Below are 22679 nucleotides of genomic sequence, written 5' to 3' on the forward strand. Positions count from 1 at the left end.
CTGGCAACCGCCGACGTGCGCGACGACCTCGGTTCGATCAAGGCGTCGACACTCGCCGTCGCGGGAACCGACGACCCCGCCACACCGCCCGAGCGCCTCGCCGCGATCGTCGACGCCGTACCCGGCGGACGTCTGGAGGTGGTCGCGCACGCGGCCCATCTGGCGAATGCCGAACAGCCGCAAGTGATCACATCCCTTCTTCTCGAACACCTGGAGCACTCATGACCAACGCGAATCCGTCTGCGCGGTACAGCAAAGTGGCCGACTCGGCCGCGGACGCCGTGGCCGACATCCCCGACGGCGCGAGTCTCGCGGTCGGAGGTTTCGGACTCTCCGGGATCCCCAAGTTCCTCATCGACGCCCTGCTGGCGCAGGGTGCGAGTGGCCTGACCATCGTGTCGAACAACTGCGGCGTGGACGGTGCAGGCCTGGGCCTGCTGCTCGAGGCGCGTCGGATCGACAAGGTGATCGCCTCCTACATCGGTGAGAACAAGGAGTTCGGCCGACAGTTCCTCGCGGGAGAGGTGACCGTCGAACTCACCCCGCAGGGAACTCTCGCCGAGCGTATGCGCGCGGGCGGCAGCGGAATCGGCGCGTTCTACACACCGACCGGCGTGGGGACACCCGTCGAGGAGGGCGGCCTGCCGTGGCGGTACAACTCCGACGGTTCGGTGGCGTTGGCGTCGCCTCCGAAAGAGGTGCGCACGTTCCACGGCAAGCAGATGGTGCTCGAGGAATCGATCATCACCGACTACGCGCTGATCCGGGCAGCCGTGGTGGACACCGCGGGCAACTGCTGCTTCCACGCCGCCGCACGCAATTTCAACCCGCCTGCGGCCATGTCGGGACGCATCACGATCGTCGAGGCCGAACGAGTCGTCGAGGTCGGCGAACTCGATCCCGACGAGGTGCACCTGCCCGGCATCTTCGTGCAGCGCGTCGTCGAACTGACACCGCAGCAGGCGGTCGACAAAGGTATCGAACATCGGACAACCCGCCCGCATCCCGCGGCGGTCGGCGCAGCGGAGGCGACATCATGAGCTGGACTCGTAACGAAATGGCCGCGCGCGCAGCACAAGAGCTGCGTCCCGGCGACTACGTCAACCTCGGTATCGGATTGCCGACGTTGATCCCCGACCAGATGCCCGACGACTCGGGCATCACCCTGCATGCCGAGAACGGCATCCTCGGTGTCGGCCCGTTTCCCTACGACGAGGATGTCGACCCCGACCTCATCAACGCGGGTAAGCAGACCGTGTCGACGCTTCCCGGGGCGTCGTTCTTCGACTCGGCGACCAGTTTCGCGATGATCCGCGGTGGTCACGTCGACGTCGCCGTACTCGGTGGGATGCAGGTGGCCATGAACGGCGACCTCGCGAACTGGATGGTGCCGGGCGCGATGGTCAAGGGCATCGGCGGTGCGATGGACCTGGTCAACGGTGCCGAACACGTCATCGTGCTGATGGAACACGTCACCAAGAAGGGCGACCCGAAACTCGTCGCCGACTGTTCGCTTCCACTGACGGGACGTGCGGTCGTGGGTCGCGTCATCACCGACCTCGGGGTCTTCGACGTGGCAGGCGATGGATTCGATCTCGTCGAGCTGGCGCCGGGCGTCGAGCTGGCCGACGTCGAGGCCAAGACCGGTGCGCCGGTGCGGACACAGGTGACCGCGTAGGTTCGGCGGCGTTGCGGCGCCGGTGCAAAAGTAGGGGAAGGGTTCTTTCCGCGGGTTTCGTCTCCTTCCGCGTGTTGTTTGGCGGGGAGGGGTGTGGATCTAGGGGAAAGGCTCCTTCCCTTAGTTTCTGCGCGCGGTCGTGGCCCCGTGCACTAGGTCCTGCGGCGCACCCCGCGAGCCGCTTGACAGCACGCGCCCCCACTACAGGCTGACCCGCCACTCTGACCGTCACATGAGGACTCTTGCCACCACCGTCCAATTGATCGACACCATCGATCAATCACGCGAATATGAGTCCTTGTCTTGTATGGATCAGGCTCCTACCGTGGATCCCGGAAGTGGCGGCAGTCACATGGCGCCAGGGGAGTGACTCAGCCTTCGCTTCGTCCGGGGAGTTGGCACGAGAGGAGTGGTGACATGGAGCTACGGCATCTCCGCTATTTCGCTGCGGTCGCCGAGACCTGTCACTTCGGTCAGGCTGCGGCGTTGCTGCACGTGGCGCAGCCGGCACTGTCCTACGCGATCCGCCAGCTCGAGGCGGAACTCGACGTGACGCTGCTCAACCGCACCACCAGACAGGTCTCGCTGACACCCTCCGGGCACTACCTGAAGGGCGAGGCCGAACGCATCCTCGCCGACGTCGACGGATGTGTCGAGGAGGTTCGCCGTATCGCTGCGGGGCGCAGCGGACTGGTGCGTCTCGGGTTGACCGGCATCGGGGCCTTCTCTCATCTGCCGCGCATCGCCCGCGCCGTGAAGCAACAGTTGCCCGACGTCGAGCTGTCGATTTCGGCCGATATGTTGACACCTGTCCAGCGCGAAGCCCTCGAGGCAGGCGATATCGATCTCGGCCTCCTGCGTCCGCCCGTCGCGGGCGACGGCATCGAGGTCCACACGATCGACGTCGAACCGCTGGTGCTCGTCGTGTCCTCCGATCACCGTCTCGCAACCGAACCCGTTGTGGCGCTGTCAGATCTGCGCAGTGAGCCCTTCGTCATGTACGACAGTCGCGATTCCGCGGTCAACGATGCTGTGCTGCGCGCCTGCGGCAGCGCGGGTTTCGCTCCGCAGCGCGCCCATGATGCGTCGGGTACGCCCGTGTTGCTCGCGCTCGTCGCAGCGGGACTCGGCGTCGCGGTGTTGCCGGGGTCCGTGCGCTCCTTGTCGTCGGCGGGCGTCGTCGTACGTGATCTCACCGATGCCGGGTCCATCGAGGTGGCTCTCGCATGGCGTGCCGACGACGACAACCCACTCGTGGCCACCGTCTCCGACGTGATCACCGCAGCATTCGGGTCCGCTGCGACCCGTCGGCATGACACAGCCCCCGAACTCTCCGCTCAAGGAGCCACATCGTGAAAATCACCGAGGTCGAGGCGATTCCGTTCGCCATCCCGTACTCCAAGCCGCTGCGGTTCGCGTCCGGTGAAGTCCATGCCGCCGAGCACGTGCTCGTACGCGTGCACACCGACGAGGGGATCGTCGGTGTCGCCGAGGCCCCACCGCGTCCCTTCACCTACGGGGAGACACAGGACGGCATCGTCGCGGTCATCACCAAGGTGTTCGCGCCACAGATCATCGGACTCACGCTTCTCGAACGCGAAGTGGTCACCGAGCGACTCGCCCGCACCGTCGGTAACCCCACGGCCAAATCCGCAGTGGACATGGCGATCTGGGATGCACTCGGCAAGGTGCTCGGGCTCTCGGTCGCCGATCTTCTGGGCGGCTACACCGATCGGATGCGCGTCAGTCACATGCTCGGGTTCGACGAGCCGTCGGTCATGGTGAACGAAGCGGCCAGGATGCGCGACACCTACGGCATCACCACGTTCAAGGTGAAGGTCGGACGTCGACCGGTATCCCTCGACACCGCCGTCGTGCGGGCGTTGCGCGAGAGTTTCGGCGACGCCATCGACTTGTACGTCGACGGCAACCGCGGCTGGTCGGCGTCGGAATCCATGCGCGCCATGACCGAGATGGCCGACCTGGGACTGCTGTTCGCCGAAGAGCTCTGTCCCGCAGACGATGTGCAGGGCAGACGGTGGTTGGTCGAACGACTCGACGTTCCGTTCATCGCCGACGAATCGGTTCCCGACCCCGCCGACGTGACCCGCGAGATACTCGGGGGATCGGCGACGGCGATCAGCATCAAAACGGCGCGAACGGGTTTCACCCGATCACGTCGCGTCCACCACCTCGCAGAAGGTCTCGGCATCGAGGTGGTGATGGGCAACCAGATCGACGGACAGCTCGGCACCGCATGCACACTGGCGTTCGGTACCGCCTTCGAACTGACCTCGCGGCAGGCGGGCGAACTCTCCAACTTCCTCGACATGAGCGACGATCTGCTCACCGAACCACTGCAGATCTCCGAAGGAGTGCTGCACCGCTCCGAGGCGCCGGGCATCGGCGTCGAGATCGATCCCGACAAGCTGACCCGCTACCGACTCGACCGCTGACGCGGTTTTCAGGAGACACAGATGCTTTTCCACGTACGCATGGACGTCCACATCCCGCACGACCTCGATCCTGATGTCAGGGCCGAGACCGTGGCACGGGAGAAGGCGTACTCCCAAGAGCTGCAACGGAAAGGCACGTGGCCACACATCTGGCGCATCGTCGGCGAGTACTCGAACATCTCCATCTTCGACGTTGCCGACAACGACGAGCTCCACACGATCCTGTCCGGCCTCCCGTTGTTCCCCTACATGGCCATCCGGGTGACACCACTTGCCACCCACCCATCAGATATCGCTGCGGGCTGACCGGCCCCACCCGCAGTGCAGCCTTCCGGCCATCGCACAAGGAGTACCCATCATGACAAAAGCCATGGACGCCAGCTTCGACGCTGAAGTCACCGCAAAGGCATCGGAATCGGGCGCGAACGCCTCGGCTCGATTCCGTGAGCGCATGTCCACCGGCGGTCCCCGCGCAGGCGTGGTCGACACGGCACGCGTCGACTATCTGGCCAGCAAAGCGGTGAAGGCGCTCAACGACATCATCCTCGAAGACCGCGTGAGCTACGCGGAGTACAACGCTCTCAAGGCGTGGCTGATCAAGGTCGGCGAGGACGGCGAGTGGCCGCTGTTCCTCGACGTGTGGCTCGAGCACTCCGTAGAAGAAGTCGCCAACGAGCACCGCGAGGGCAGCAAGGGCACCATCGAGGGCCCCTACTACATCGAGGGTTCCCCCGAATTGCCCTGGAATGGCACGATTCCCATGCGCGACGACGAGCCGGGAACCCCGATGGTGTTCTCCGGGCAGGTCCGCGCCGTGGACGGTACGCCGCTGTCGGGTGCCCGGTTGGAGCTCTGGCATGCCGACGACCTCGGCTTCTATTCGCAGTTCGCTCCCGGCCTTCCCGAGTGGAACCTGCGTGGCACCTGGGTCGCCGACGACGAGGGGCGGTTCGAGATCCACAGCCTGCAGCCCGCGCCGTACCAGATCCCCACCGATGGTGCGTGCGGGCAGCTCATCGAGGCCGCGGGCTGGCACGCGTGGCGGCCCGCACACCTGCACTTCAAGGTGAGCGCGCCCGGATATGAACTGATCACCACTCAGCTCTACTTCCCCGGCGACCCGCACAACGACGACGACATCGCCTCGGCGGTCAAGCCGGAGCTGATGCTCGATCCGCAACCTGTCGAGGGAGGCGTCGCCGTCGAGTACGACTTCGTTCTCGATCCGGAGGCCTGAAAGTTCCATCCCGACTGCGATCGGACGCCCCGTCCACTGCGGAGCGTCCGATCGCCGACCATCGGAGGTCGACAATGCTGGTTGCGCCAACGACACTCGTCGCGAACACGTCGTCGGACGACCTGGCACGCGTGCGCAGCCAGGCTTCCTCGTGGCGATCCCCAGAGATCGCCATCTCCGACCGCGATCTCAGCGACGCCGCACTCGATGACCTGATCGTGACCGCGGAGAACACCGGAGAGGACTCGTTCGCCCGCGCGGTCGCCGCGATTGCTTCGGCACGCTCCGGCGACTTCCCGGCCATTCCCCATCTCGACGCCGCCGTCGAGGTGTTCCGTACATTCCTTCGACACGAGATGATCGACGGTTGGCTCTACGTGCGTGAATCGGACGGTTACCTCCACCCGTATCTGGTCATGGACATCTCGCTCGAGCACGGCGATCGCACCCACGGCCCCCGGATCAAGTTCACGACCGAAGCCGACAACGCCACCGTGAAGCGGCCCTCGCGTAAGCCGCGGGTCCTCTACTTCGAAGACACCGAAGTTGTCGGCAAGACACCGGCCGATGTGCTGCTGGCGGGCGGCGCCTACAAGGAGAGTGTCGACCTCAAGGCCGAGTATGAGGCGCGTCGGGATCGCTACCAGCAGATCATCGACACCGGTTTCGGGCAGCAGTACACGTTCACAGGCACAGTGATGCGCGCCGACGACTACCGCTCACCGAACGCGCGCAAGAATCGCAAGGTGGTCCACGACGTCGCGCCGGACGAGATCGCACCGCTGCGCATGGTCGCGGCCTCGGTGCTCTACGACGGTTCCCGCTACGGCGGGGACGACTTCGGTCCCGTGCCCGTCACCACGGCGGTCCGCGTGTTCGACCTCGGCGCGCAGGACTTCCTCGACGTCAACACCGCCGACCTCACCGAGTACACCTACGACGCGCATCTACAGGACAAGTTGGTGCTGCCCGACGATCAGCGCGAACTGTTGAACATCCTCACCACCGACATCTCTGTGTTCACCGGCGACATCATCGACGGCAAGTCGGCGGGCAACGTGATCCTCGCGAAGGGACGGCCAGGCGTCGGCAAGACGCTGACCGCCGAGGTGTATGCGGAAGTCACAGGCCGACCGCTGTATTCGATCCACTCCGGCTCACTGGGCATCACCGCCGAATCGGTGCGCAAGAACCTCGAGGTGATCTTCGACCGCGCCAAGCGGTGGGATGCGGTGCTGTTGCTCGACGAAGCCGACGTCTTCGTCATGGAGCGCGGGCTCGACCTAGCCCAGAACGCGATCGTAGCCGAATTCCTGCGCACCCTAGAGTATTTCGACGGGCTGCTGTTCCTCACCACCAACCGCATCGACGGCGTCGACGAGGCCATCCTCGCGCGGTGCGCTGCGATCATCTCCTACGCGCCACCCGGCCCGAAGGACGCGCGGCAGGTTTGGCAGATCCTCGCAGCCGGCAACGACGTGATCCTCGGCGAGGATCTGCTCGACGACCTCGTCGGCGGCTTTCCCGACATCACGCCGCGCGACATCAAGATGTTGCTGCGCCTCGCGCTGCGTATGGCGCGGCATCGCGACGTCGAGCTCGACGCGTCGGTCTTCGCCAGCAGCGCGGTGTTCCGCGGATTGCGCTACGTGCCCCAGAGCGAGCGACAGGTGCAGCAGTAGCCTGGAGGGCATGCAGTTCGAGTACGACATCGAGATCGTCACGTTTGTCGTCTCGCCTGCCCACGCCTACTTCGGGCGGCCCAAGGACGGCCCGGCCGGCGACGTGGTGACCATCTCTCCGGAGGCGGTGGACATCGTGGCGGACAAGGGGATTCGCGGCGACAGGTTCTTCGGGGTCCGTGCGCACACCGAGGCTGCGGTGACGTTCCTGGCGCTCGAGGCGTGGGAGGTGGCCGCGGGTGAGGTCGATCCGGTGGTGGCGCGGCGCAACGTGGTGGTCCGCGGGTTGGAACTCGATCCACTACGGGGCCGCGAGTTCAGCATCGACACCGGAGACGGACCTGTGCGATTTCGTGGCGGGCGCCCGGCGCACCCGTGCTCGTGGATGGACGCGATGGCGGGTGACGGTGTGCGCAAGGCGCTGATCGGTCGCGGCGGGCTGCGGGCGCAGCCACTGACGTCGGGGACACTACGACTTGGCACGGCCTCGATCATCACCGATATCGAACTCGACGCTGCCCGCGCCGCCGCACAGGTTACGCGCGCGCAACCGCTGCGGTGAACCCCCGCTGGTTGAGCCAGGGGAGAGTGCCCGGCTCAACGAGCGGAAAGGAATCGGCGTTCTGAGCGGAGTACCACGCGGAAGCGGGGGCGTCCCACACCGGCAACCTACCGGCCGGACGTCAACGCACAGTCGACGTCGAGATGGTTCACAGGAGGAGAGTCGAGACTGAGTAGGTGACCACGACTCGAAGCCTGACCAAGCCGTTCCGCTATTTCATCGCCTTGCTGACCACCGTGACCATCGTTTCCGCGTGTTCAACTGACACCTCCTCCTCGTCTGGAACCTCCTCGTCTGCTTCGGCAGTGTCGAGTTCGGCTACCGACGCCTCTGGGCTCGATGCAGGGTTGGAGACAACCCCGGTGTCGACGTTGTCGAAGGAAGTGGGAAGCAAGTTCACGCAGGCCACTTACACCGACGCCAAGACCGGAAAGACGCTGCCGTATAACATCTTTCTTCCCGAAGGGTACGACCCTTCCAAGAAGTACCCGCTGGTGCTCTACATCGGTGACTCGAGTCTTGTCGGCAAGGCAGTGACGACGCCCCTTTCGCAATATGGGGCGCTGATCTGGGCGAGTCCGCAAGAGCAAGCAAAACACCAGGCCATCGTCGTGGTCCCGGAGTACCCCGAGGTCACGATCGACGACAACAACGGATCGCAGACAACCACGCAGTGGATCAATACCACCACCGGTCTCGTGTCGCATATCCAGCAGACGAAGAGCGTCGACTCGGCCCGAATGTATGCGACGGGCCAGTCCATGGGAGCCATGATGTCGCTGTACATGGCTGCTCAGAATCCCGATCTGTTCGCGGCGGAGTACTTCGTTTCCGGGCAGTGGGACATCTCCGAGATCCAGGGTCTGACGAAGAGCAAGTTCTTCTACGTGACGGCGGCTGGTGACACGAAGGCGACGACTGGACAGAGCGAGGTCAAACAGATGCTGGCGGCCGCGAAGGTCCCGTATGCTTCTGGCACCTGGGACGCGACGTGGAACAGTGATCAGACGGCGGCAGCGTCGACCCAACTGTTCGCCCAGCACGCGACGGACTACTTTGTCACTTTCAAGGCCGGAACTGTCCTCCAGGCAAATCCGAGCGCGGGTTCGATGGAGCACATGGCGTCGTTCGAACCCGCCTATCGGCTTACGGCAGCACGCAACTGGTTGTTCGACCAGCAGCGATCCGCGACGTAGATGGCTTTGCTTCCGCTGGTTGAGCCGGCGCGAGAGTGAGCGAGTTGCCGCGTCGAAGCCTGGGGCGGGGGTGCTGGTTTCGACTCGGGCCTGCGCTGGCGCTTCGGCCCGGCTCAACCAGCAGATGGGGGCTCGGCTCAACCAGCAGATGGGGGCTCGGCTCAACCAGCAGTTGGGGCTCGGCTCAACCAGCAGTTGGGGCCCGGCTCAACCAGCAGTTGGGGGCTCGGCTCAACCAGCAGTTGGGGGCTCGGCTCAACCAGCGGCTGGAGGCCGACTCACTCAGCCGGACGTCAACGCGCGCAGGAAGAATCCCAGATTCGCGGGCTTCTCGGCGAGGCGTCGTACGAAGTAGCCGTACCACTCCTGGCCGTACGGGATGTAGACGCGCACGGTGGCTCCCGTCGCGGCGAGGCGCCGCTGCTCGTCGGTCCGAATTCCGTAGAGCATCTGGTGTTCCCAACTTCCCGGGTCGCGACCGAACTCAATCGCCATGAGTGCTGCCGCGGAGATCATCGTCGGATCGTGGCTCGCCACCATCGGATACCCGTTGCCTTTCATCAGGATTCGCAGGCAGCGTAGATAGGCCTCGTCGATCAGGGAGCGTTCGGGGTAGGCGACTGAGGCCGGTTCGGCGTAGGCGCCCTTGCACAGTCGGATACGGGCGCCGGAGGCCGCGAACTCGCGGCAATCGTCTTCGGTGCGACGGAGATATGCCTGCAGAACCGTCCCCAGATCGGGATAGTCGGCGCGGAGGGTGCGAACGATGTCCAGCCGTTCGTCGACTGTCCCGTGATCCTCGGCGTCGACGGTCACCAGCACGCCTGCGGCTGCGGCCGCACCACAGATGGTGTGCGCGTTCTCCTCGGCGATCTTGCGTCCGTGCCGGGGGAGACACTGTCCGAGAGCAGTCAGTTTCAGCGACACCTCGAGCGCTCCTGGTGGAGCGGTGAACGCCGACATCCGCTGGATGAGAGACACATACGCCGCCACCGTCGCAGACGCCTGCGACTCCTCGGTGGTGTCCTCGCCGAGATGGTCTATGGTCACCGACAGCCCGCTGTCGAGCGCGGTCGTGATCGCGCCGAGGACATCGGGCTCGGTCTCACCCGCGACGAAACGATCGACGACGCGCTCGGTGATCGGCAGTCGTTGCGAGGTCGCCTTGATCCGCTCGCTGGCGGCTGCGCGCGTGATCACCGGGCGCAGAACGGAATCGAAGAGTGTACTCATCGTCTACTCACCTGTCTCTGTCGTCATGTGCGGATACGACGAATGAGTCGGCGGCACGAACGTTTCCTTGATCGTGCGCGTCGACGTCCAGCGCATCAGATTCGCCTTCGAACCCGCCTTGTCATTGGTGCCAGACGCCCGTCCGCCGCCGAACGGTTGCTGTCCGACGACGGCGCCTGTCGGTTTGTCGTTGATGTAGAAGTTTCCGGCGGCGTTGCGCAGAACGTCCGACGCCGTTGACACCGCTGCGAGGTCGTTCGCGATGATCGACCCGGTGAGCGCGTAGCGGGCGGTCGAATCCACCAGGCGCAGCGTCGAGTCGAAGTCGGCGTCGTCGTAGACGTGGACCGAGAGGATGGGTCCGAAGTACTCGGTGGAGAACGCCTCGTCGGACGGGTCGTCGCCGAGCAGGACGGTCGGTCGTACGAAATAGCCCTCGCTGTCGTCGCACTGTCCGCCGACCGCGACGGTCATCGATGCGACGGTTTTCGCACGATCGATCGCCGCGACCTGCTTGTCGAAGGCGCGGCGGTCGATGACAGCACCACCGAAGTTGGACAGGTCACGCACGTCGCCGTAGCGCAGATCTGCTGCCTCGCTGAGGAAATCGTCGCCCATGCGGTCCCACACCGAACGCGCGATGTAGGCACGCGAGGCCGCTGAGCACTTCTGGCCCTGGTACTCGAAGGCGCCGCGGATCAGAGCAGTGCGCAACACGTCGGGATCGGCGGACCGGTGGGCGACCATGAAGTCCTTGCCGCCGGTTTCGCCGACGAGTCGCGGGTAGCTGCGGTAGCGGTCGATGTGTGTTCCGACCTCTCGCCAGAGATGCTGGAAGGTCGCGGTGGAGCCGGTGAAGTGGATGCCTGCGAGGTTCTCGTCCGTGAGCGCGACGTCGGACATTGCGCGTCCGTCGCCGTTGACGAGGTTGATCACGCCGGCGGGGAGTCCGGCCGCTTCGAGGAGCCTCATGGTGAGGTAGGCCGAGTAGGCCTGGGTGGGTGAGGGTTTCCAGACGACGGTGTTGCCCATGAGCATCGGCGCGGTCGGCAGGTTTCCGGCGATGGCCGTGAAGTTGAACGGTGTGACGGCGTAGACGAATCCGTCGAGCGGTCGATGATCGAGACGATTCCACACCCCCGGCGACGAGACCGGTTGTTCCGCGAGGATGTCGCGTGCGAACTCGACGTTGAACCGCCAGAAGTCGACGAGTTCGCACGGCGCGTCGATCTCGGCCTGCTGCACCGTCTTCGACTGTCCGAGCATGGTGGCGGCGGCGAGCCTCTCGCGCCACGGACCGCTGAGCAGGTCCGCTGCGCGCAGCAGTATGGCCGCGCGGTCGTCGAAACTCGTGTGTGCCCACGAGTCGGCGGCGGCGAGCGCCGCGTCGACGGCCGAGCGCGCGACGTCGTGGGTCGCGTTGGTCATCGTGGCGAGCACCTCGCGGTGCGCGTGGGGTTGGACGACGTCGATGCGTTCGCCGTCGCCGATGTGCGGGGACCCGCCGATGATGTGCGGCAGTTCGGTTGGGTCGGCGGACGACTGTCTGGCGAGTTCGTCGACGATGCGTGCGCGTTCGGGGGTGCCGGGGGCGTAGGTGTGCACCGGCTCGTTGGCCGGGCGTGGGGGTGTGGTGATGGCGTCCATCAACCCAGTTCAGCCGACCGCGTCGACTACGAACATATCCAGTTGACCAAATCAAAGCCCGATGTGTTATCGGATCGGCCAAGAGGGGCGCGCGTACCGACTGCGGTAGGCGCGCCCCAGAGTGTGTGCCGAGGAGGTGTTCTCGCGGTGTGACGGTCAGCGTGCGGCCGATCGCGTGCGAATCCTTCCGAGAATCGAGAGCGCTATCAGCGTGGTGGCCAGCAGGACGGTTGTGCACGCTGCGGCGGAGAACACCTGTCCGCGGTCGGAGAGACCGAAGATGGTGACGGGCAGCGTCTTCCAGGTCGCCGGATACACCATCACCGTGGCGCCGAGTTCGCCCATCGACAGGGCGACCGCCAGTCCGGCTGCCGCGCCGAGCGCTGGTGTCAGCATGGGCAGGGTGATGCGGGTCAGGACGCGCAGCGGGCTCGCCCCCAACGACTCCGCAGCCTGCTTGTACGCGGGATCGAGGCGTTCGAGCGCAGCCGAGACCGCACTGAATGCGAACGCGAGGACCAGCACGGTGTGGGCCACGATGACGATCCAGCGGGTACCGCCGAGTAGCAGCGGCTTGGCGTTGAAGCTGATCAGCAGTCCGAGCCCGACCGCAACCGACGGCACGGCGATCGGCAGGTGAAAGACCGCGTCGGTGAAGCGACGTACCGGGGCCGGTGCCTCCCGCGACGACAACGCGGCCCAGGTGCCGAGGATCAGGGCGATCACACCGGCGATGAACGCCGTCTGCAGGCTGACCGAGAGCGACGCCAGGTTCTCTCCCGACATCGCGTCGCCGAAGTGCGCGAAGCCGAGGTTCGACGGCAGCGGTCCGGTCCAGGAGCCTGCGAAGCCGGCGATCACCACGGTGGCGATCGGTGCGACGAACACCACGAGCACGACGACGGCGAAGACGATCCAGGTGATCATCCGGCTGGTGCGGGTCCAGAACAACATCAGATCTTCTCTCGACGAGTGGTGACACGGGCGAAGAGCAAGCGGTACGCACCGTAGAGCAGCAGCGACAACGCGACCTGGACTGTGGCGATCACGGCGGCTCCTGGTAGGTCGAAGGTGACGATCCCGCGGGTGTAGATGAGCACCGGGAGCGTGGTGACGTCCTTGGCGCCGGTGAACGCGACGATGCCGAACTCGTTGAGCGTCAACAGCAGGACCAGGCTGCCGCCTGCTGCGAGTGCGGGCCATGCCTCAGGGAGGATCACCGAGCGCAGTACGCGCAGCGGTGAAGCACCCAGGGAGGCGGCGACATTGAGTTGATCGGTCGACATCACCGCGAACGACGCCAGCAAGGGGCGCACGACAAACGGTGTGAAGAAGGTGATCTCGGCGAGGATCACACCCCACGGCGTCGTGAGGAAGTGCAGTGGCCGTTCGCCGGTGATCGCGGCGATCGCCGAATTGACCGCTCCCGCGGACCCGTACAGAAACGTGAACGCCAGGGTGATCAGGAACGACGGTAGCGCGAGCACGGTGTCGATCATGCGGGCAACCAGACGTGATCCGGGGAATGGGACGAAAGCCAGCACCACGGACAGGAAGGTGCCGAGTACGACGCAACCGATCGTCGATGCCACAGCGATCCACGCCGTGGTGCCCAGCGAACGGAGGAACACCTCGCTGCCCAGCACCGCGCTCCAGGTGCTCTGCCCCTGTCCGCCGGCCGATTCGGCGAGCATCCGGATCAGGGGGTACACCGCGATGACCACGATGATCACGACCGGTGGAAGCGCCCATACCGTTGCAGAGATCCGACGTGGCGCCGGATTCACCGGTGGGGTCGTCGGCGGCGCAGGGTCGGTGAGCGTTGCCGAGGTCATCGCGGGCCTCCCGCTGTGTCGACGAGGGTGCCCGCGGGATCGGGCAGCCTGACGCCGACGACCTCGTCGACCGGATGATCGGCGCGGCCCGCGACGTCGGCGTCGACGAGTTGGTCGGGCAGACCGTCGACGGCGAGCGTCAGTCGCGTCGAGGCACCGCGCCAGACCGACGAGGTGACCCGCGCGCGCAACGATCGGTGTGCGCCGGCGGCGGTGACCTCGATCTCGTGCGGGCGGATGCACAGGTGTGCCGGAAGTCCCGGCGTCCAGCGTGATACCGGATCGGGGGCGGCGGCCGACAGCATCTTGTCGCCGACCTCCACGAGCGCTGTCGAGCCTGACACCCGGCCCACCCGGCAGGGCAGGAGATTTGCGCCACCGAGGAACGACGCAGTGAATCCCGACGGCGGACGAGTCCACAACTCCTCGGTGGTACCGATGTCGACCAACTGCGCGTCGCGCATCACCCCGATCCTGTCGGCGAGCGCCAGGGCTTCGGTCTGATCGTGTGTCACGTACAGCATCGTGGTGTCGGGCAGCGCATCTCGTAGGCGCTGCAGTTCGCCGACCATCGACTGTCGTAGCGCTGCGTCGAGAGCCGCCAGCGGTTCGTCGAGCAGCAACACGTCTGGCCGGATCGCCAGTGCGCGTGCGATCGCGACCCGCTGCTGCTGGCCGCCGGAGAGTTCCCGCGGCAGCCGTGAGGCGTAGTCGGACATGCTCACCATGGACAGCGCTTCGTCGACGCGTTGGCCGATCTCCCGCTTGGGCACTCGTTGTGCCCGCAGTCCGAAGGCCACGTTGTCGCGAACCCGCATGTGCGGGAACAGTGCGTAGGACTGCACCACCACACCGATCCCGCGGCGCGCAGGGGGAAGGTCGGTGATGTCGTTGCCGGACAGCCGAACCCGTCCCGACGTCGGACGGACGAATCCGGCCAGTGCCTTGAGCGCCGTCGACTTGCCGGAGCCACTGGGTCCGAGCAGGGCGACGGTTTCGCCACGTGGCACCCGCAGGGTGAAGTCGCGCAACGCGTCGGTGACATTCTTGCCGCGCCCGTAGGTGACGGACACCCTGTCGAACGCGATGGCGGGCTGGGTGGCGACCGCACCGGCACGCCCAGGCTCGATGTCGTCGGTCTGTACTGCTCTGCGTGTCAGGGGATTACGGGCCATGTCAGCTGCCCGTCGCCTTCTGGTACGCGGCGACGTCGGAATCGAGTGAACCGAGCACCGACTTCCAATCCGGTCGCCAGATGGTCACGCCCGCAATGGTCGCGGCAGGGCTCGGGGAGGTGGTCGGGGCCGTGACGTCGGTGCGTACCGAGACGCCGAGGGCGTCGGGTCCGACGGTGTTCTGCACGTCCTTCGACAGCAGGAACGTCAGAAGCTTCTTGGCCTGGTCGGCATGCGGTGCGCCCTTGGTGATTCCGGCGAAGTACGGCAGCGACACCGTGGTGCGCGATCCGTCGGGCATCGCGGGGAAGAAGAGGTCGAACTTCGAGCCGTCGTCGCGTATCGACGCCAGATTCATCTGTACGTCGCCGTTGGCGACAAGGAGTTCGCCGTTGCTGACCTTGGGCTGTAGCTTGCCGGTCGAACTCGACGGCCCGACGTTGTTCGACTGCAGCTTGGCCAGGTAGTCGAGCGCGCCCTGCTTGCCCATCAAGTGCTGCAACAGGAGCAGAACGGCGGTCCCGTCACCTGCCTGGCCCGGCGTCGAGTACTGGATCTTGCCCTTGAAGCGCGAGTCGAGCAGGTCGTTCCACGACGCGGGAGCAGGCTGCGCAGACGGGTTGCGGATGAAGGAGAGGTAGTTGTCGACGATCGCTACGTAGTTGCCGCCGGGTCCGATGGCCGACGGGTCGACGCCCGAGGTTTCGGCGCCATTCGCGACGAGCAGCCCGTCCGCGTCGGCCTTCTGGATGAACGGGGGCAGCGTCACCAGCAGGTCGGCCTGCGGATTGGACTGCTCCTTCTGGACACGTGAGACCACCTCGCCCGAACCGGCTTCCACGACGTTCACCGCGATGCCGGTCTGGTCCTTGAACTTGGCGAACTCGGTTTTGTACCACGAGCCGAGGCCGTCGGCGGTGTAGACGGTGAGTGAGTTGCCGTCGGATGTATCCGACGATCCGGTGCCGCCGCACGCAGCGGTCAGCGTGACCGCTGCCACCGTTGCGGCGAGGGCGATGGCCCGCGTCGACGAGCGGGTGAGTCGGGACAAGCGCATGAGGGAACCCCCTGGGAGTGATGACGTGAACGAGATGCGTTGTGTGCGCCGATGCAGCACATCGCGGAGGGATGGATGGAGCGTCGAGTTGAGGTGTCGGTGGGGTGATCAGTTGCGGAATAGTGTTGCGGCAGCGCGGATATCGGTGACGACATCGGTCGCGCCTGCAGCGCGTAGAGCGTCCTCGTCGTGTGCTCCGGTGAGCACGCCGGCAACGATGCCCGCGCCTGCCCGGATGCCGCTGGTGATGTCGTTGGCGGTGTCGCCGAGTACTGCCACTTGACGCACGTCGTCGACGCGCAGGGTGATCAGGGCCGACAGGATCATGTCGGGGTACGGGCGTCCACGCAGCGTCTCCGACGGCGCGATCACCAGGTCGGCGATGTCGTGCCAGCCGAGCGAATCGATGAGCAGCTTCTGGGTCGATGCGCTGAAACCGGTGGTCAGTGCCACCTTGATCCCCGCGTTGCGGAGCTCGGAGATCGCCTCTGCCGCACCGTCGATGGGCGCCACAGCGCCGTCGACGATCGCGGCGTCGTAGGCCTTCTCGAAGGCGGCGTTCGCGGCCTGCGCGCGGGCTTCGTCACCGTCGACGAGATGACGGAAGACGATGATCTTCGACTGTCCCATCGTCTCGAGGACGTAGCGTCGGATCTCGTCGTGTTCCGGGCCTTCGGTGGGCAGGCCCACGGCGGCGGCCGCGGCGTCGAATGCGGCGAGGACAGTGCCGCCGTCGGCGACCGTCGTGCCTGCCATGTCGAGTGCAGCGAGGGTGATCTGGTTGTCGGACAAGGGATTCTCCTTCGAGAAGATGGTGTCGGGGGTCTATAGGTTGATCAGGTCGGCGGTCTGCTCGCCGATGGCCGGTCCGAGCGTCATACCGCGGCCTCCCGGGCCGGTGACCGCCCAGATACCGGGGGAGGTCTCATGTCGATAGACCAGTTGCGTCGGGTCGAGGCACTGCGAGTACACCCCGGCCCAGCGGCGGGCGATCGGGGGCAGCGAACGCCCGAGGAGGCTCTCCACCACACCGACGAGATGCTCGTAGGGCTCCTCGGTGACATCGAATCCGAACACGTCGGCGTCGTCGCCGTCGGCGGTGCGGTCATAGGCGTGGGTGTCGCCGATGGTGAGTCCGCCGTCGAGCCGCTGCACGCACAGCAGCTGCATGTGATTGCCTGCAGCCAGAGGAGTCTGGGGTTGGATGCCTGCGAGGTGATCGAGTGCGTCACCCGCGAACGCGGGGTAGTAGCGGAAGCTGTCACCGTCGGCGATGGCCGTCGTCAGCTTCTCGTCGAGTGGGGCGGTTTGCATCATCTGCAGGCGAACGCGCCGCACCGGCGGTTCCTCGCCGACGAGGTCGCGCAGCAGCCCGGCGTGTGCGGCGCCGGTGCACACGATCGCCTGGTCGGCGTGGTGGGTCACGCCTCGGTCGTCGGTCACCCGCACCCCTCCGGAGGTCGACTCGACGGTGCGTACCTCGCGGCCGCCGAGGAACTCGAAACGTCCTGTGGCGGCGAGGAAGGCGCGCAGGGCGGGCAGCGCCACCCTGGACTCGACAGCGCCGTCGCGTGCGCAGTGCAGCCCGGCCACATAGGTGCCGCGCAGTGCGGGGTTGAGTGCGCGGACCGCGGCGGGATCGAGCAGCGAGAACTCACGCTCGGTGGAATCCGCGCGTGCCACAGTCTCTTCCGCCACGGCCAACTCGGCTTCGGTGCGCACGAGTGTGATCGAGCCGCACGGCCGGAAACCGATTCCGGGGACGTCGGTGCCGATTTTCTCCCAGAGATCGCGGGAGCGTTGCGCCGCCGCGAGTTCACCGGAGGAACGGCCGGAGACCCAGACAAGGCCGAAGTTGCGGACCGTGGCGCCGCGCGCTTCACGTTCGCGTTCGATGAGCAGCACGTCGTGCCCACGCTCGACGGCTGCCAGTGCATGAGATGTGCCGAGGATTCCGCCTCCGACGATGATCAACTTCATGTGGACCAGTCTGACTCATTGGTCTAGACCAAACGACGACAATTCGGAGAACACTGGGTTAACTCTTGGTCTAGACCGAATTGAGTAGCATGAATCGCATGCTGCCGGATGCGAATGCCCCCGCTGAACTCGACGGCGTATTGCGTTCGCTGCGGGGCGTCTGGGACGAAGAGGCCGTCGACGAGCTCGACCACGCGCTGCAGGCCGGGTGGCAAGCACTGCGCGCGTCGTGCGACGACGAAGTGGTCCTTGCTGCGGCCCTGCACGACGTCGGCCACAGTCCGCTCGTCCGATCGACCGGATGTCACGACACTGATGCCAGGACCTGGCTGACCCCGCGATTCGGCGAGCGTGTCGGATGGCTCGCCGGCTCGCATGTTGCAGCAAAGAAGTGGCTGGTGGCCACCGAACCCGGCTACGGCGAAGGACTCAGTGCGACGTCGATCGACTCCCTTGCGCTACAGGGCGGGGCGAGCGGTGTCGGCCCCGAATGGACCACCCACCGTTGGTGGGGTGAGGCCCTCGCCCTGCGTCGATTCGACGACGCCGCCAAAACCCCTGGCGCGGCGGCACTCACGATCGACGACGTGGTCGCGGTGGCGCGCCGCGTGGTCGATGCGCGGGCTCGCGGCGTCGACCCATCCGAGGAACGCCGATGACAACCGATGCCCAGCCGAAGTACCTACGCGTGCGTGCCGAACTCGAGAGCGTCCTGACCGGGCTCGCGGAGGGTGACGCAGTGCCCTCCGAACGCGCGCTGTCCGAACGGTTTTCGGTGGCACGGGAGACCGTACGTCAGGCGCTGCAGGAACTGCTCGTCGAGGGGCGCATCGAACGTCGGGGGCGGGGCACCGTGGTGTCGGCGCCGAAGATGGTGCAGCCGTTGTCGTTGAAGTCCTACACGGAGGGCGCACGACAGTTCGGTCGGGTGCCGAGCCGTATCCGGATCTCGTTCGACGACGTCGTACCGGACGAATCGGTCTGTGCCGGGCTGGGCGTGGCGCCGGGGTCGACCGTGATGCACCTCGAACGTGTGCTGCTCGCCGACGGTCAGCGGCTCGGCCTGGAGAGCACGTTTCTGCCCGTGGGGCGATTCGGGCACTTCTATGAGACCTTCGACCCGGAAACGTCGCTGTACACAGCGATCCGTGCCGAGGGGGTCACCTTCGCCAGCGCCGAGGAGCGAATCGAGACGGCACTGCCGAGTCCACGGCAGGCGCGCCTGCTCGAGACGACGACCGCCATGCCGATGCTGATGCTGCGCAGACGATCCCTTGACCAGAACGGCGAGCCGATCGAGGTGGTCTGGTCGCTGTTCCGCGGCGATCGTATAGCGTTCCAGGCCACCTTGCGGGAGTGAGTGGGCGGGTGTGCTGGTTTCGGCACCGATGCTCGCTGCGCTCGCGCCGGGCTCAACCAGCGGCTTGGGTAGTGAGCTCAACCAGCGGGCGGGGTGCGGGGTACCCGCAACGTGAGGGCGACGACGAGCCTTGTCGCCGGATCGTCGAGGTCCATGCCGGTCAGTTCCTGGATGCGGCGGATTCGATAGCGCAACGTGTTCGGATGGACGTGCAGGGCGGTGGCTGCGGCCCGCACGTCGCCGAAATGGTCGAGATAGGCGCGCAATGATCTCGTCAGGTCGCTGCCGGATTCCTCGTCGCGCTGCGCGAGGTCGAGAACGCGCGCGTCGATCAACTCGGGATTGTCCTCGATGAGGGCGACGATCTCGCCGAGCAGTACTCCCGTCGTCGACGCCGACACCGTCGTGACGGCTTCGATCAGGTCGGATTCGCGTTGTGCCGCGTCGAGGACACGATCGGCCTGCATCCGAACCGTCGGCACAGACGCGAGTCCCGTCGCGGGGCCTGCCACGACTGCACGTGCACCGACGCCGAACTGTCGCCGGGCCGCCGCAACCGCTGAGCGGGCCCACGCCACGGTCGCCTCCTGTTCGGCGGCGGGAAGTACCACGTAGGCGCGCGGGCCGATGGTCGTCGTCACCGACAACGGGCTGAAAGCGCTGGCGTGCAACGTGAGTGCCGAGACCATCGCGGGCATCGGGGTGGAAACGGTCGGGTCGGTGAGCAAGCCGCCGAATGCGACGGCCAGCACATCGACGTCGGGTGCGATACCGAGCTGGGCACCGAGGAATGCGGCGTCGATCGTGTCACCGCGTGCCCCGAGAAGCCTGCGTACCAGCTCGTCATGACCGCTGCCCGCACTGCGGCGTCGTGAAATGATCCGGGCGGCAACGGCAGCGGCGCCCAGAAGTATGTCGGGGGTGTTGTCGGCGAACCGGCTTCGACCCTGCTGCAACCAGATGGCGCCGAGGTAGTCGCCGACTCCGTCTGCGTGCGGGGCGCGGATCGAGATGGCCAACCTCGGGCGCAGACCCAGCTCGTGCCGCTCGTCGACGGAGACGAGCGCCTCGGTGGTGCGGAGTGCGTCGAGTACGCCCCACTGACGCAACCACGCGAGCATCTCCGGTGGTCCCTCGCGTCCGAGGATGGAGAGCCGACGCAGTTCGTCGGCCTCGTCACCGGCGCTGCTGTAGGCGAGCACGTGCGAGCGTGCGTCCTCGATACTCACCAGGCCACCGGTGCGTCGGGCGACCTCGGCGGCGAGTTCGAAGAGGTCGCCGATGCCACCCGCCTGCATCGACTCGGCGCCGAGCTGAGCGGATTCCGAGGCGTCGAGGACCCGCAGCACCATGCGGTAGATACGCTCCCATCTCGCGTGTGGGTCGACGTCGATGACCGCGACCGAGAGATCCGCGATGTGCGAGACCGCTGCGGGGGACGGCGATTTGAGCATGACTGCGACGGGCATCCGGGGGCCGAGTCCGCTGAGCCACCCGACAACATCGTCGGCGTCGACGCCGACCATGAGGAACAGGTCGGCGTCGCGCGCCGAGGCGTGCAGTGGCAGGTGCAGGTCATCCGGGTCGATGAGTGCGACCGAGGCGATCGCGACGTCGAGGCCGCGGGGTGCGGCCGCAAGTGACGCCAGCGTCGCGTCGAGCGCGAGCAGCAGGCGCCCCACACCGATTCCGGGTTCGTCCATGTGGACAAAGATACTGCGTGCGCTTGGCTGATCGGCTTACTTGCGAGTGGGGGCTGTCACGGCAGTGGGCCCGCCGGGAACATGTCCGGGCGGGCCCACCACGCGTTGCCAGGCGGTGCCCGGTTCAGCTCATCGTCAGAGGATGGTCAGCATCTCGTTGTAGGTCGGAAGCGGCCACAGGTCGTCGGCGACGATGCTCTCGAGTGCGTCCGACACCTCTCGCACGCCGGTCATCGCGGGGATCAGCGAGCCGAGCGCGTACTCCGACTCCGCTTCGACGGTGTCGCCGTGGAAGCCGTCGATGGCCGCCTCGAGCGCATCCATCGCGGCGTTGAGTTCGCTCACCTTGCCGGTCATGGTGGCCAGCACCGGGGTCTCCATGTCGATTCCGGCGGCCTTGAGGCTTGCCGCGGTGCTCGCCAGTTCACCCATGTACCGGGTTGCGGCGGGCAGGATCATCGTCTTGGCGATCTCGAGGGTCTCCTTCGCCTCGACGAGGAGTGCCAGCGAGTACTGTTCGAGCACAACCTCTTTGCGTGCTTCGAGCTCGCGCTCGGACAGGATGCCGTACTTGCTGAACACCTCCTTGATCTCCGGAAGGTCGTACTGTGCCATCGCGTCGACGGTGGTGCGCAGGTTGAGCAGTCCGCGCGACTCCGCCTCCTCCTGCCACTCGTCGGAGTAGCCATTGCCGTTGAAGACCACCTTGCCGTGCTCGGTGATGATCTCCTCGAGAAGCTTCTGGACGGCGCCGTGGAACTCGGTGCCCGCCTCCTTCTCCTTCTCGAGGAAGTCGGCGACGTACTCGAGCGAATCGGCGAGCATCGCGTTGATCGCGATCATCGGATCGGCGATCGACTGGTTGGAACCGGGCGCGCGGAACTCGAATCGGTTGCCGGTGAACGCAAACGGGCTGGTGCGGTTGCGATCGCCCGCGTCGGCCTTGAACGGCGGAAGGGTGTCGACGCCGAGTTCGATGACGCCCGTCGACTTGCTCTCCTTCGCGCCGCCCTTGGCGATCTGGTCGAAGATGTCGGCGAGCTGCTCGCCGAGGAAGATCGAGATGATCGCCGGGGGAGCCTCGTTCGCTCCGAGGCGGTGGTCGTTCGATGCCGAGGCGATCGACGCGCGCAGTAGTCCGCCGAACTTGTGGACACCGCGGATGATCGCGGCGCAGAACACCAGGAACTGCTCGTTCTCGTGCGGGGTGTCGCCGGGGTTGAGCAGGTTGCCCTGGTTGGAATTGCCCATCGAGAAGTTGACGTGCTTGCCCGATCCGTTCACGCCTGCGAAGGGCTTCTCGTGCAGCAGCGCGACCATGCCGTAGCGCTCGGCGACCTTCTTGATCGTGGTCATCATGAGCTGCTGGTGGTCGTGGGCGATGTTCGAGCGCTCGAAGACCGGCGCGATCTCGAACTGTCCCGGAGCGACCTCGTTGTGGCGGGTCTTGGCCGGGATGGCCTGCTTGAACAGCTCGCGATCGAGCTCGATCATGAACGCGAGCACACGGTCGGGGATGGCGCCGAAGTAGTGATCGTCGAACTCCTGGCCCTTGGACGGCTTGGCGCCGAAGAGCGTCCGGTTCGTCGTCATCAGGTCGGGTCGGGCGAAGTAGAAGTGGCGGTCGATCAGGAAGTACTCCTGCTCGGGGCCCGCGTAGGAGACAACGGTGTCGACGTCCTCGTGACCGAAGAGCTTGAGCACACGCATGGCCTGCTTGCTCATCGCCTGCTGACTGCGCAGCAGCGGCACCTTCTTGTCGAGGGCCTCACCGGTCCACGAGATGAAGATCGTCGGGATGCACAGGGTGTTGCCGTTCGGGTTCTCGAGGATGTACGCCGGGCTGGTCACGTCCCACCCGGTGTAGCCGCGGGCCTC

At 66.1% G+C, this 22679-nt stretch carries 21 protein-coding genes and 1 pseudogene; 12 read left to right on the plus strand and 10 right to left on the minus strand.

The window, feature by feature from the left end:
* The 10 genes and pseudogenes from GOOTI_RS17335 to GOOTI_RS17380 form a co-directional block, all read left to right on the plus strand.
* Positions 1–225, plus strand: a pseudogene (locus tag GOOTI_RS17335) (3-oxoadipate enol-lactonase); the annotation flags it as partial.
* A complete protein-coding gene (locus tag GOOTI_RS17340; RefSeq protein ID WP_007239919.1) occupies positions 222–1040 on the plus strand; it encodes a CoA transferase subunit A in 819 nt (272 codons plus the stop codon). The pseudogene GOOTI_RS17335 and the gene GOOTI_RS17340, both read left to right, overlap by 4 nt.
* The gene (locus GOOTI_RS17345; protein ID WP_007239920.1) at positions 1037–1678 is read left to right on the plus strand and encodes a 3-oxoacid CoA-transferase subunit B; all 642 of its coding nucleotides are present in this window, start codon (positions 1037–1039) and stop codon (positions 1676–1678) included. The genes GOOTI_RS17340 and GOOTI_RS17345 overlap by 4 nt, the downstream gene beginning before the upstream one ends.
* 417 nt (positions 1679–2095) lie before the next feature.
* Positions 2096–3034: a LysR family transcriptional regulator gene (locus GOOTI_RS17350; protein WP_007239921.1), complete on the plus strand. Its 939-nt coding sequence runs from the start codon at positions 2096–2098 to the stop codon at positions 3032–3034.
* A complete protein-coding gene (locus GOOTI_RS17355) occupies positions 3031–4134 on the plus strand; it encodes a mandelate racemase/muconate lactonizing enzyme family protein (RefSeq protein ID WP_007239922.1) in 1104 nt (367 codons plus the stop codon). Before GOOTI_RS17350 ends, GOOTI_RS17355 begins: the two co-directional genes overlap by 4 nt.
* Before the next feature lie 21 nt (positions 4135–4155).
* Complete coding sequence (catC, locus tag GOOTI_RS17360; RefSeq protein ID WP_007239923.1) at positions 4156–4440, plus strand: muconolactone Delta-isomerase; 285 nt, start codon at positions 4156–4158, stop codon at positions 4438–4440.
* A 52-nt stretch (positions 4441–4492) separates the two neighbouring features.
* Positions 4493–5371, plus strand: a complete 879-nt coding sequence (gene catA / locus GOOTI_RS17365; RefSeq protein WP_007239924.1) for a catechol 1,2-dioxygenase — start codon at positions 4493–4495, stop codon at positions 5369–5371.
* 74 nt (positions 5372–5445) lie between these two features.
* The gene (locus tag GOOTI_RS17370; protein ID WP_007239925.1) at positions 5446–7053 is read left to right on the plus strand and encodes an AAA family ATPase; all 1608 of its coding nucleotides are present in this window, start codon (positions 5446–5448) and stop codon (positions 7051–7053) included.
* Positions 7054–7063: 10 nt separating this feature from the next.
* Positions 7064–7615: a hypothetical protein gene (locus tag GOOTI_RS17375; protein ID WP_007239926.1), complete on the plus strand. Its 552-nt coding sequence runs from the start codon at positions 7064–7066 to the stop codon at positions 7613–7615.
* A gap of 176 nt (positions 7616–7791) precedes the next feature.
* Positions 7792–8811 (plus strand): carboxylesterase family protein, encoded by a 1020-nt coding sequence (locus GOOTI_RS17380; protein WP_051998001.1) that lies wholly within the window; start codon positions 7792–7794, stop codon positions 8809–8811.
* Positions 8812–9093: 282 nt separating this feature from the next.
* Here the strand turns inward: GOOTI_RS17380 and GOOTI_RS17385 are convergent, their stop codons facing one another.
* The 8 genes from GOOTI_RS17385 to GOOTI_RS17420 form a co-directional block, all read right to left on the minus strand.
* Complete coding sequence (locus GOOTI_RS17385) at positions 9094–10044, minus strand: proline dehydrogenase family protein (RefSeq protein WP_007239928.1); 951 nt, start codon at positions 10042–10044, stop codon at positions 9094–9096.
* Positions 10045–10047: 3 nt separating this feature from the next.
* Positions 10048–11691, minus strand: a complete 1644-nt coding sequence (gene pruA, locus GOOTI_RS17390; RefSeq protein ID WP_007239929.1) for an L-glutamate gamma-semialdehyde dehydrogenase — start codon at positions 11689–11691, stop codon at positions 10048–10050.
* Between the two features lie 156 nt (positions 11692–11847).
* Complete coding sequence (locus GOOTI_RS17395; RefSeq protein ID WP_007239930.1) at positions 11848–12645, minus strand: ABC transporter permease; 798 nt, start codon at positions 12643–12645, stop codon at positions 11848–11850.
* A complete protein-coding gene (locus GOOTI_RS17400; protein WP_007239931.1) occupies positions 12645–13526 on the minus strand; it encodes a 2-aminoethylphosphonate ABC transporter permease subunit in 882 nt (293 codons plus the stop codon). Before GOOTI_RS17400 ends, GOOTI_RS17395 begins: the two co-directional genes overlap by 1 nt.
* Positions 13523–14701, minus strand: coding sequence for an ABC transporter ATP-binding protein (locus GOOTI_RS17405; RefSeq protein ID WP_007239932.1), 1179 nt, complete (start codon positions 14699–14701; stop codon positions 13523–13525). Before GOOTI_RS17405 ends, GOOTI_RS17400 begins: the two co-directional genes overlap by 4 nt.
* 1 nt (position 14702) lies before the next feature.
* On the minus strand, positions 14703–15758 hold the full coding sequence (locus GOOTI_RS17410; protein ID WP_007239933.1) for a 2-aminoethylphosphonate ABC transporter substrate-binding protein: 1056 nt from the start codon (positions 15756–15758) through the stop codon (positions 14703–14705).
* 108 nt (positions 15759–15866) lie between these two features.
* On the minus strand, positions 15867–16550 hold the full coding sequence (locus GOOTI_RS17415; protein WP_007239934.1) for a phosphonatase-like hydrolase: 684 nt from the start codon (positions 16548–16550) through the stop codon (positions 15867–15869).
* 33 nt (positions 16551–16583) lie between these two features.
* Complete coding sequence (locus GOOTI_RS17420) at positions 16584–17738, minus strand: TIGR03364 family FAD-dependent oxidoreductase (protein WP_007239935.1); 1155 nt, start codon at positions 17736–17738, stop codon at positions 16584–16586.
* A gap of 98 nt (positions 17739–17836) precedes the next feature.
* Here GOOTI_RS17420 and GOOTI_RS17425 point away from each other — a divergent pair, with 98 nt between their 5' ends.
* Positions 17837–18397 (plus strand): hypothetical protein, encoded by a 561-nt coding sequence (locus tag GOOTI_RS17425; RefSeq protein ID WP_007239936.1) that lies wholly within the window; start codon positions 17837–17839, stop codon positions 18395–18397.
* Positions 18394–19098: a GntR family transcriptional regulator gene (locus GOOTI_RS17430; protein ID WP_007239937.1), complete on the plus strand. Its 705-nt coding sequence runs from the start codon at positions 18394–18396 to the stop codon at positions 19096–19098. The genes GOOTI_RS17425 and GOOTI_RS17430 overlap by 4 nt, the downstream gene beginning before the upstream one ends.
* A gap of 77 nt (positions 19099–19175) precedes the next feature.
* Here GOOTI_RS17430 and GOOTI_RS17435 read toward each other — a convergent pair whose 3' ends face one another.
* Positions 19176–20801 (minus strand): PucR family transcriptional regulator, encoded by a 1626-nt coding sequence (locus tag GOOTI_RS17435; RefSeq protein WP_007239938.1) that lies wholly within the window; start codon positions 20799–20801, stop codon positions 19176–19178.
* Between the two features lie 135 nt (positions 20802–20936).
* On the minus strand, positions 20937–22679 hold a 1743-nt coding region (locus tag GOOTI_RS17440; RefSeq protein ID WP_007239939.1), incomplete at its 5' end, for a glutamine synthetase III family protein.

The organism is Gordonia otitidis NBRC 100426 (genome assembly GCF_000248075.1).
GTDB classification, from domain to species: domain Bacteria; phylum Actinomycetota; class Actinomycetes; order Mycobacteriales; family Mycobacteriaceae; genus Gordonia; species Gordonia otitidis.

Excerpts from the sequence above, each read along its gene's own strand:
- GOOTI_RS17340 (WP_007239919.1), top strand. The coding sequence starts at position 222 with ATGACCAACGCGAATCCGTCTGCGCGGTACAGCAAAGTGGCCGACTCG.
- GOOTI_RS17345 (WP_007239920.1), top strand. The coding sequence starts at position 1,037 with ATGAGCTGGACTCGTAACGAAATGGCCGCGCGCGCAGCACAAGAGCTG.
- GOOTI_RS17350 (WP_007239921.1), top strand. The coding sequence starts at position 2,096 with ATGGAGCTACGGCATCTCCGCTATTTCGCTGCGGTCGCCGAGACCTGT.
- catC (WP_007239923.1), top strand. The coding sequence starts at position 4,156 with ATGCTTTTCCACGTACGCATGGACGTCCACATCCCGCACGACCTCGAT.
- catA (WP_007239924.1), top strand. The coding sequence starts at position 4,493 with ATGACAAAAGCCATGGACGCCAGCTTCGACGCTGAAGTCACCGCAAAG.
- GOOTI_RS17370 (WP_007239925.1), top strand. The coding sequence starts at position 5,446 with ATGCTGGTTGCGCCAACGACACTCGTCGCGAACACGTCGTCGGACGAC.
- GOOTI_RS17375 (WP_007239926.1), top strand. The coding sequence starts at position 7,064 with ATGCAGTTCGAGTACGACATCGAGATCGTCACGTTTGTCGTCTCGCCT.
- GOOTI_RS17385 (WP_007239928.1), bottom strand. The coding sequence starts at position 10,044 with ATGAGTACACTCTTCGATTCCGTTCTGCGCCCGGTGATCACGCGCGCA.
- pruA (WP_007239929.1), bottom strand. The coding sequence starts at position 11,691 with ATGGACGCCATCACCACACCCCCACGCCCGGCCAACGAGCCGGTGCAC.
- GOOTI_RS17395 (WP_007239930.1), bottom strand. The coding sequence starts at position 12,645 with ATGTTGTTCTGGACCCGCACCAGCCGGATGATCACCTGGATCGTCTTC.
- GOOTI_RS17400 (WP_007239931.1), bottom strand. The coding sequence starts at position 13,526 with ATGACCTCGGCAACGCTCACCGACCCTGCGCCGCCGACGACCCCACCG.
- GOOTI_RS17405 (WP_007239932.1), bottom strand. The coding sequence starts at position 14,701 with ATGGCCCGTAATCCCCTGACACGCAGAGCAGTACAGACCGACGACATC.
- GOOTI_RS17410 (WP_007239933.1), bottom strand. The coding sequence starts at position 15,758 with ATGCGCTTGTCCCGACTCACCCGCTCGTCGACGCGGGCCATCGCCCTC.
- GOOTI_RS17420 (WP_007239935.1), bottom strand. The coding sequence starts at position 17,738 with ATGAAGTTGATCATCGTCGGAGGCGGAATCCTCGGCACATCTCATGCA.
- GOOTI_RS17425 (WP_007239936.1), top strand. The coding sequence starts at position 17,837 with ATGCTGCCGGATGCGAATGCCCCCGCTGAACTCGACGGCGTATTGCGT.
- GOOTI_RS17430 (WP_007239937.1), top strand. The coding sequence starts at position 18,394 with ATGACAACCGATGCCCAGCCGAAGTACCTACGCGTGCGTGCCGAACTC.
- GOOTI_RS17435 (WP_007239938.1), bottom strand. The coding sequence starts at position 20,801 with ATGGACGAACCCGGAATCGGTGTGGGGCGCCTGCTGCTCGCGCTCGAC.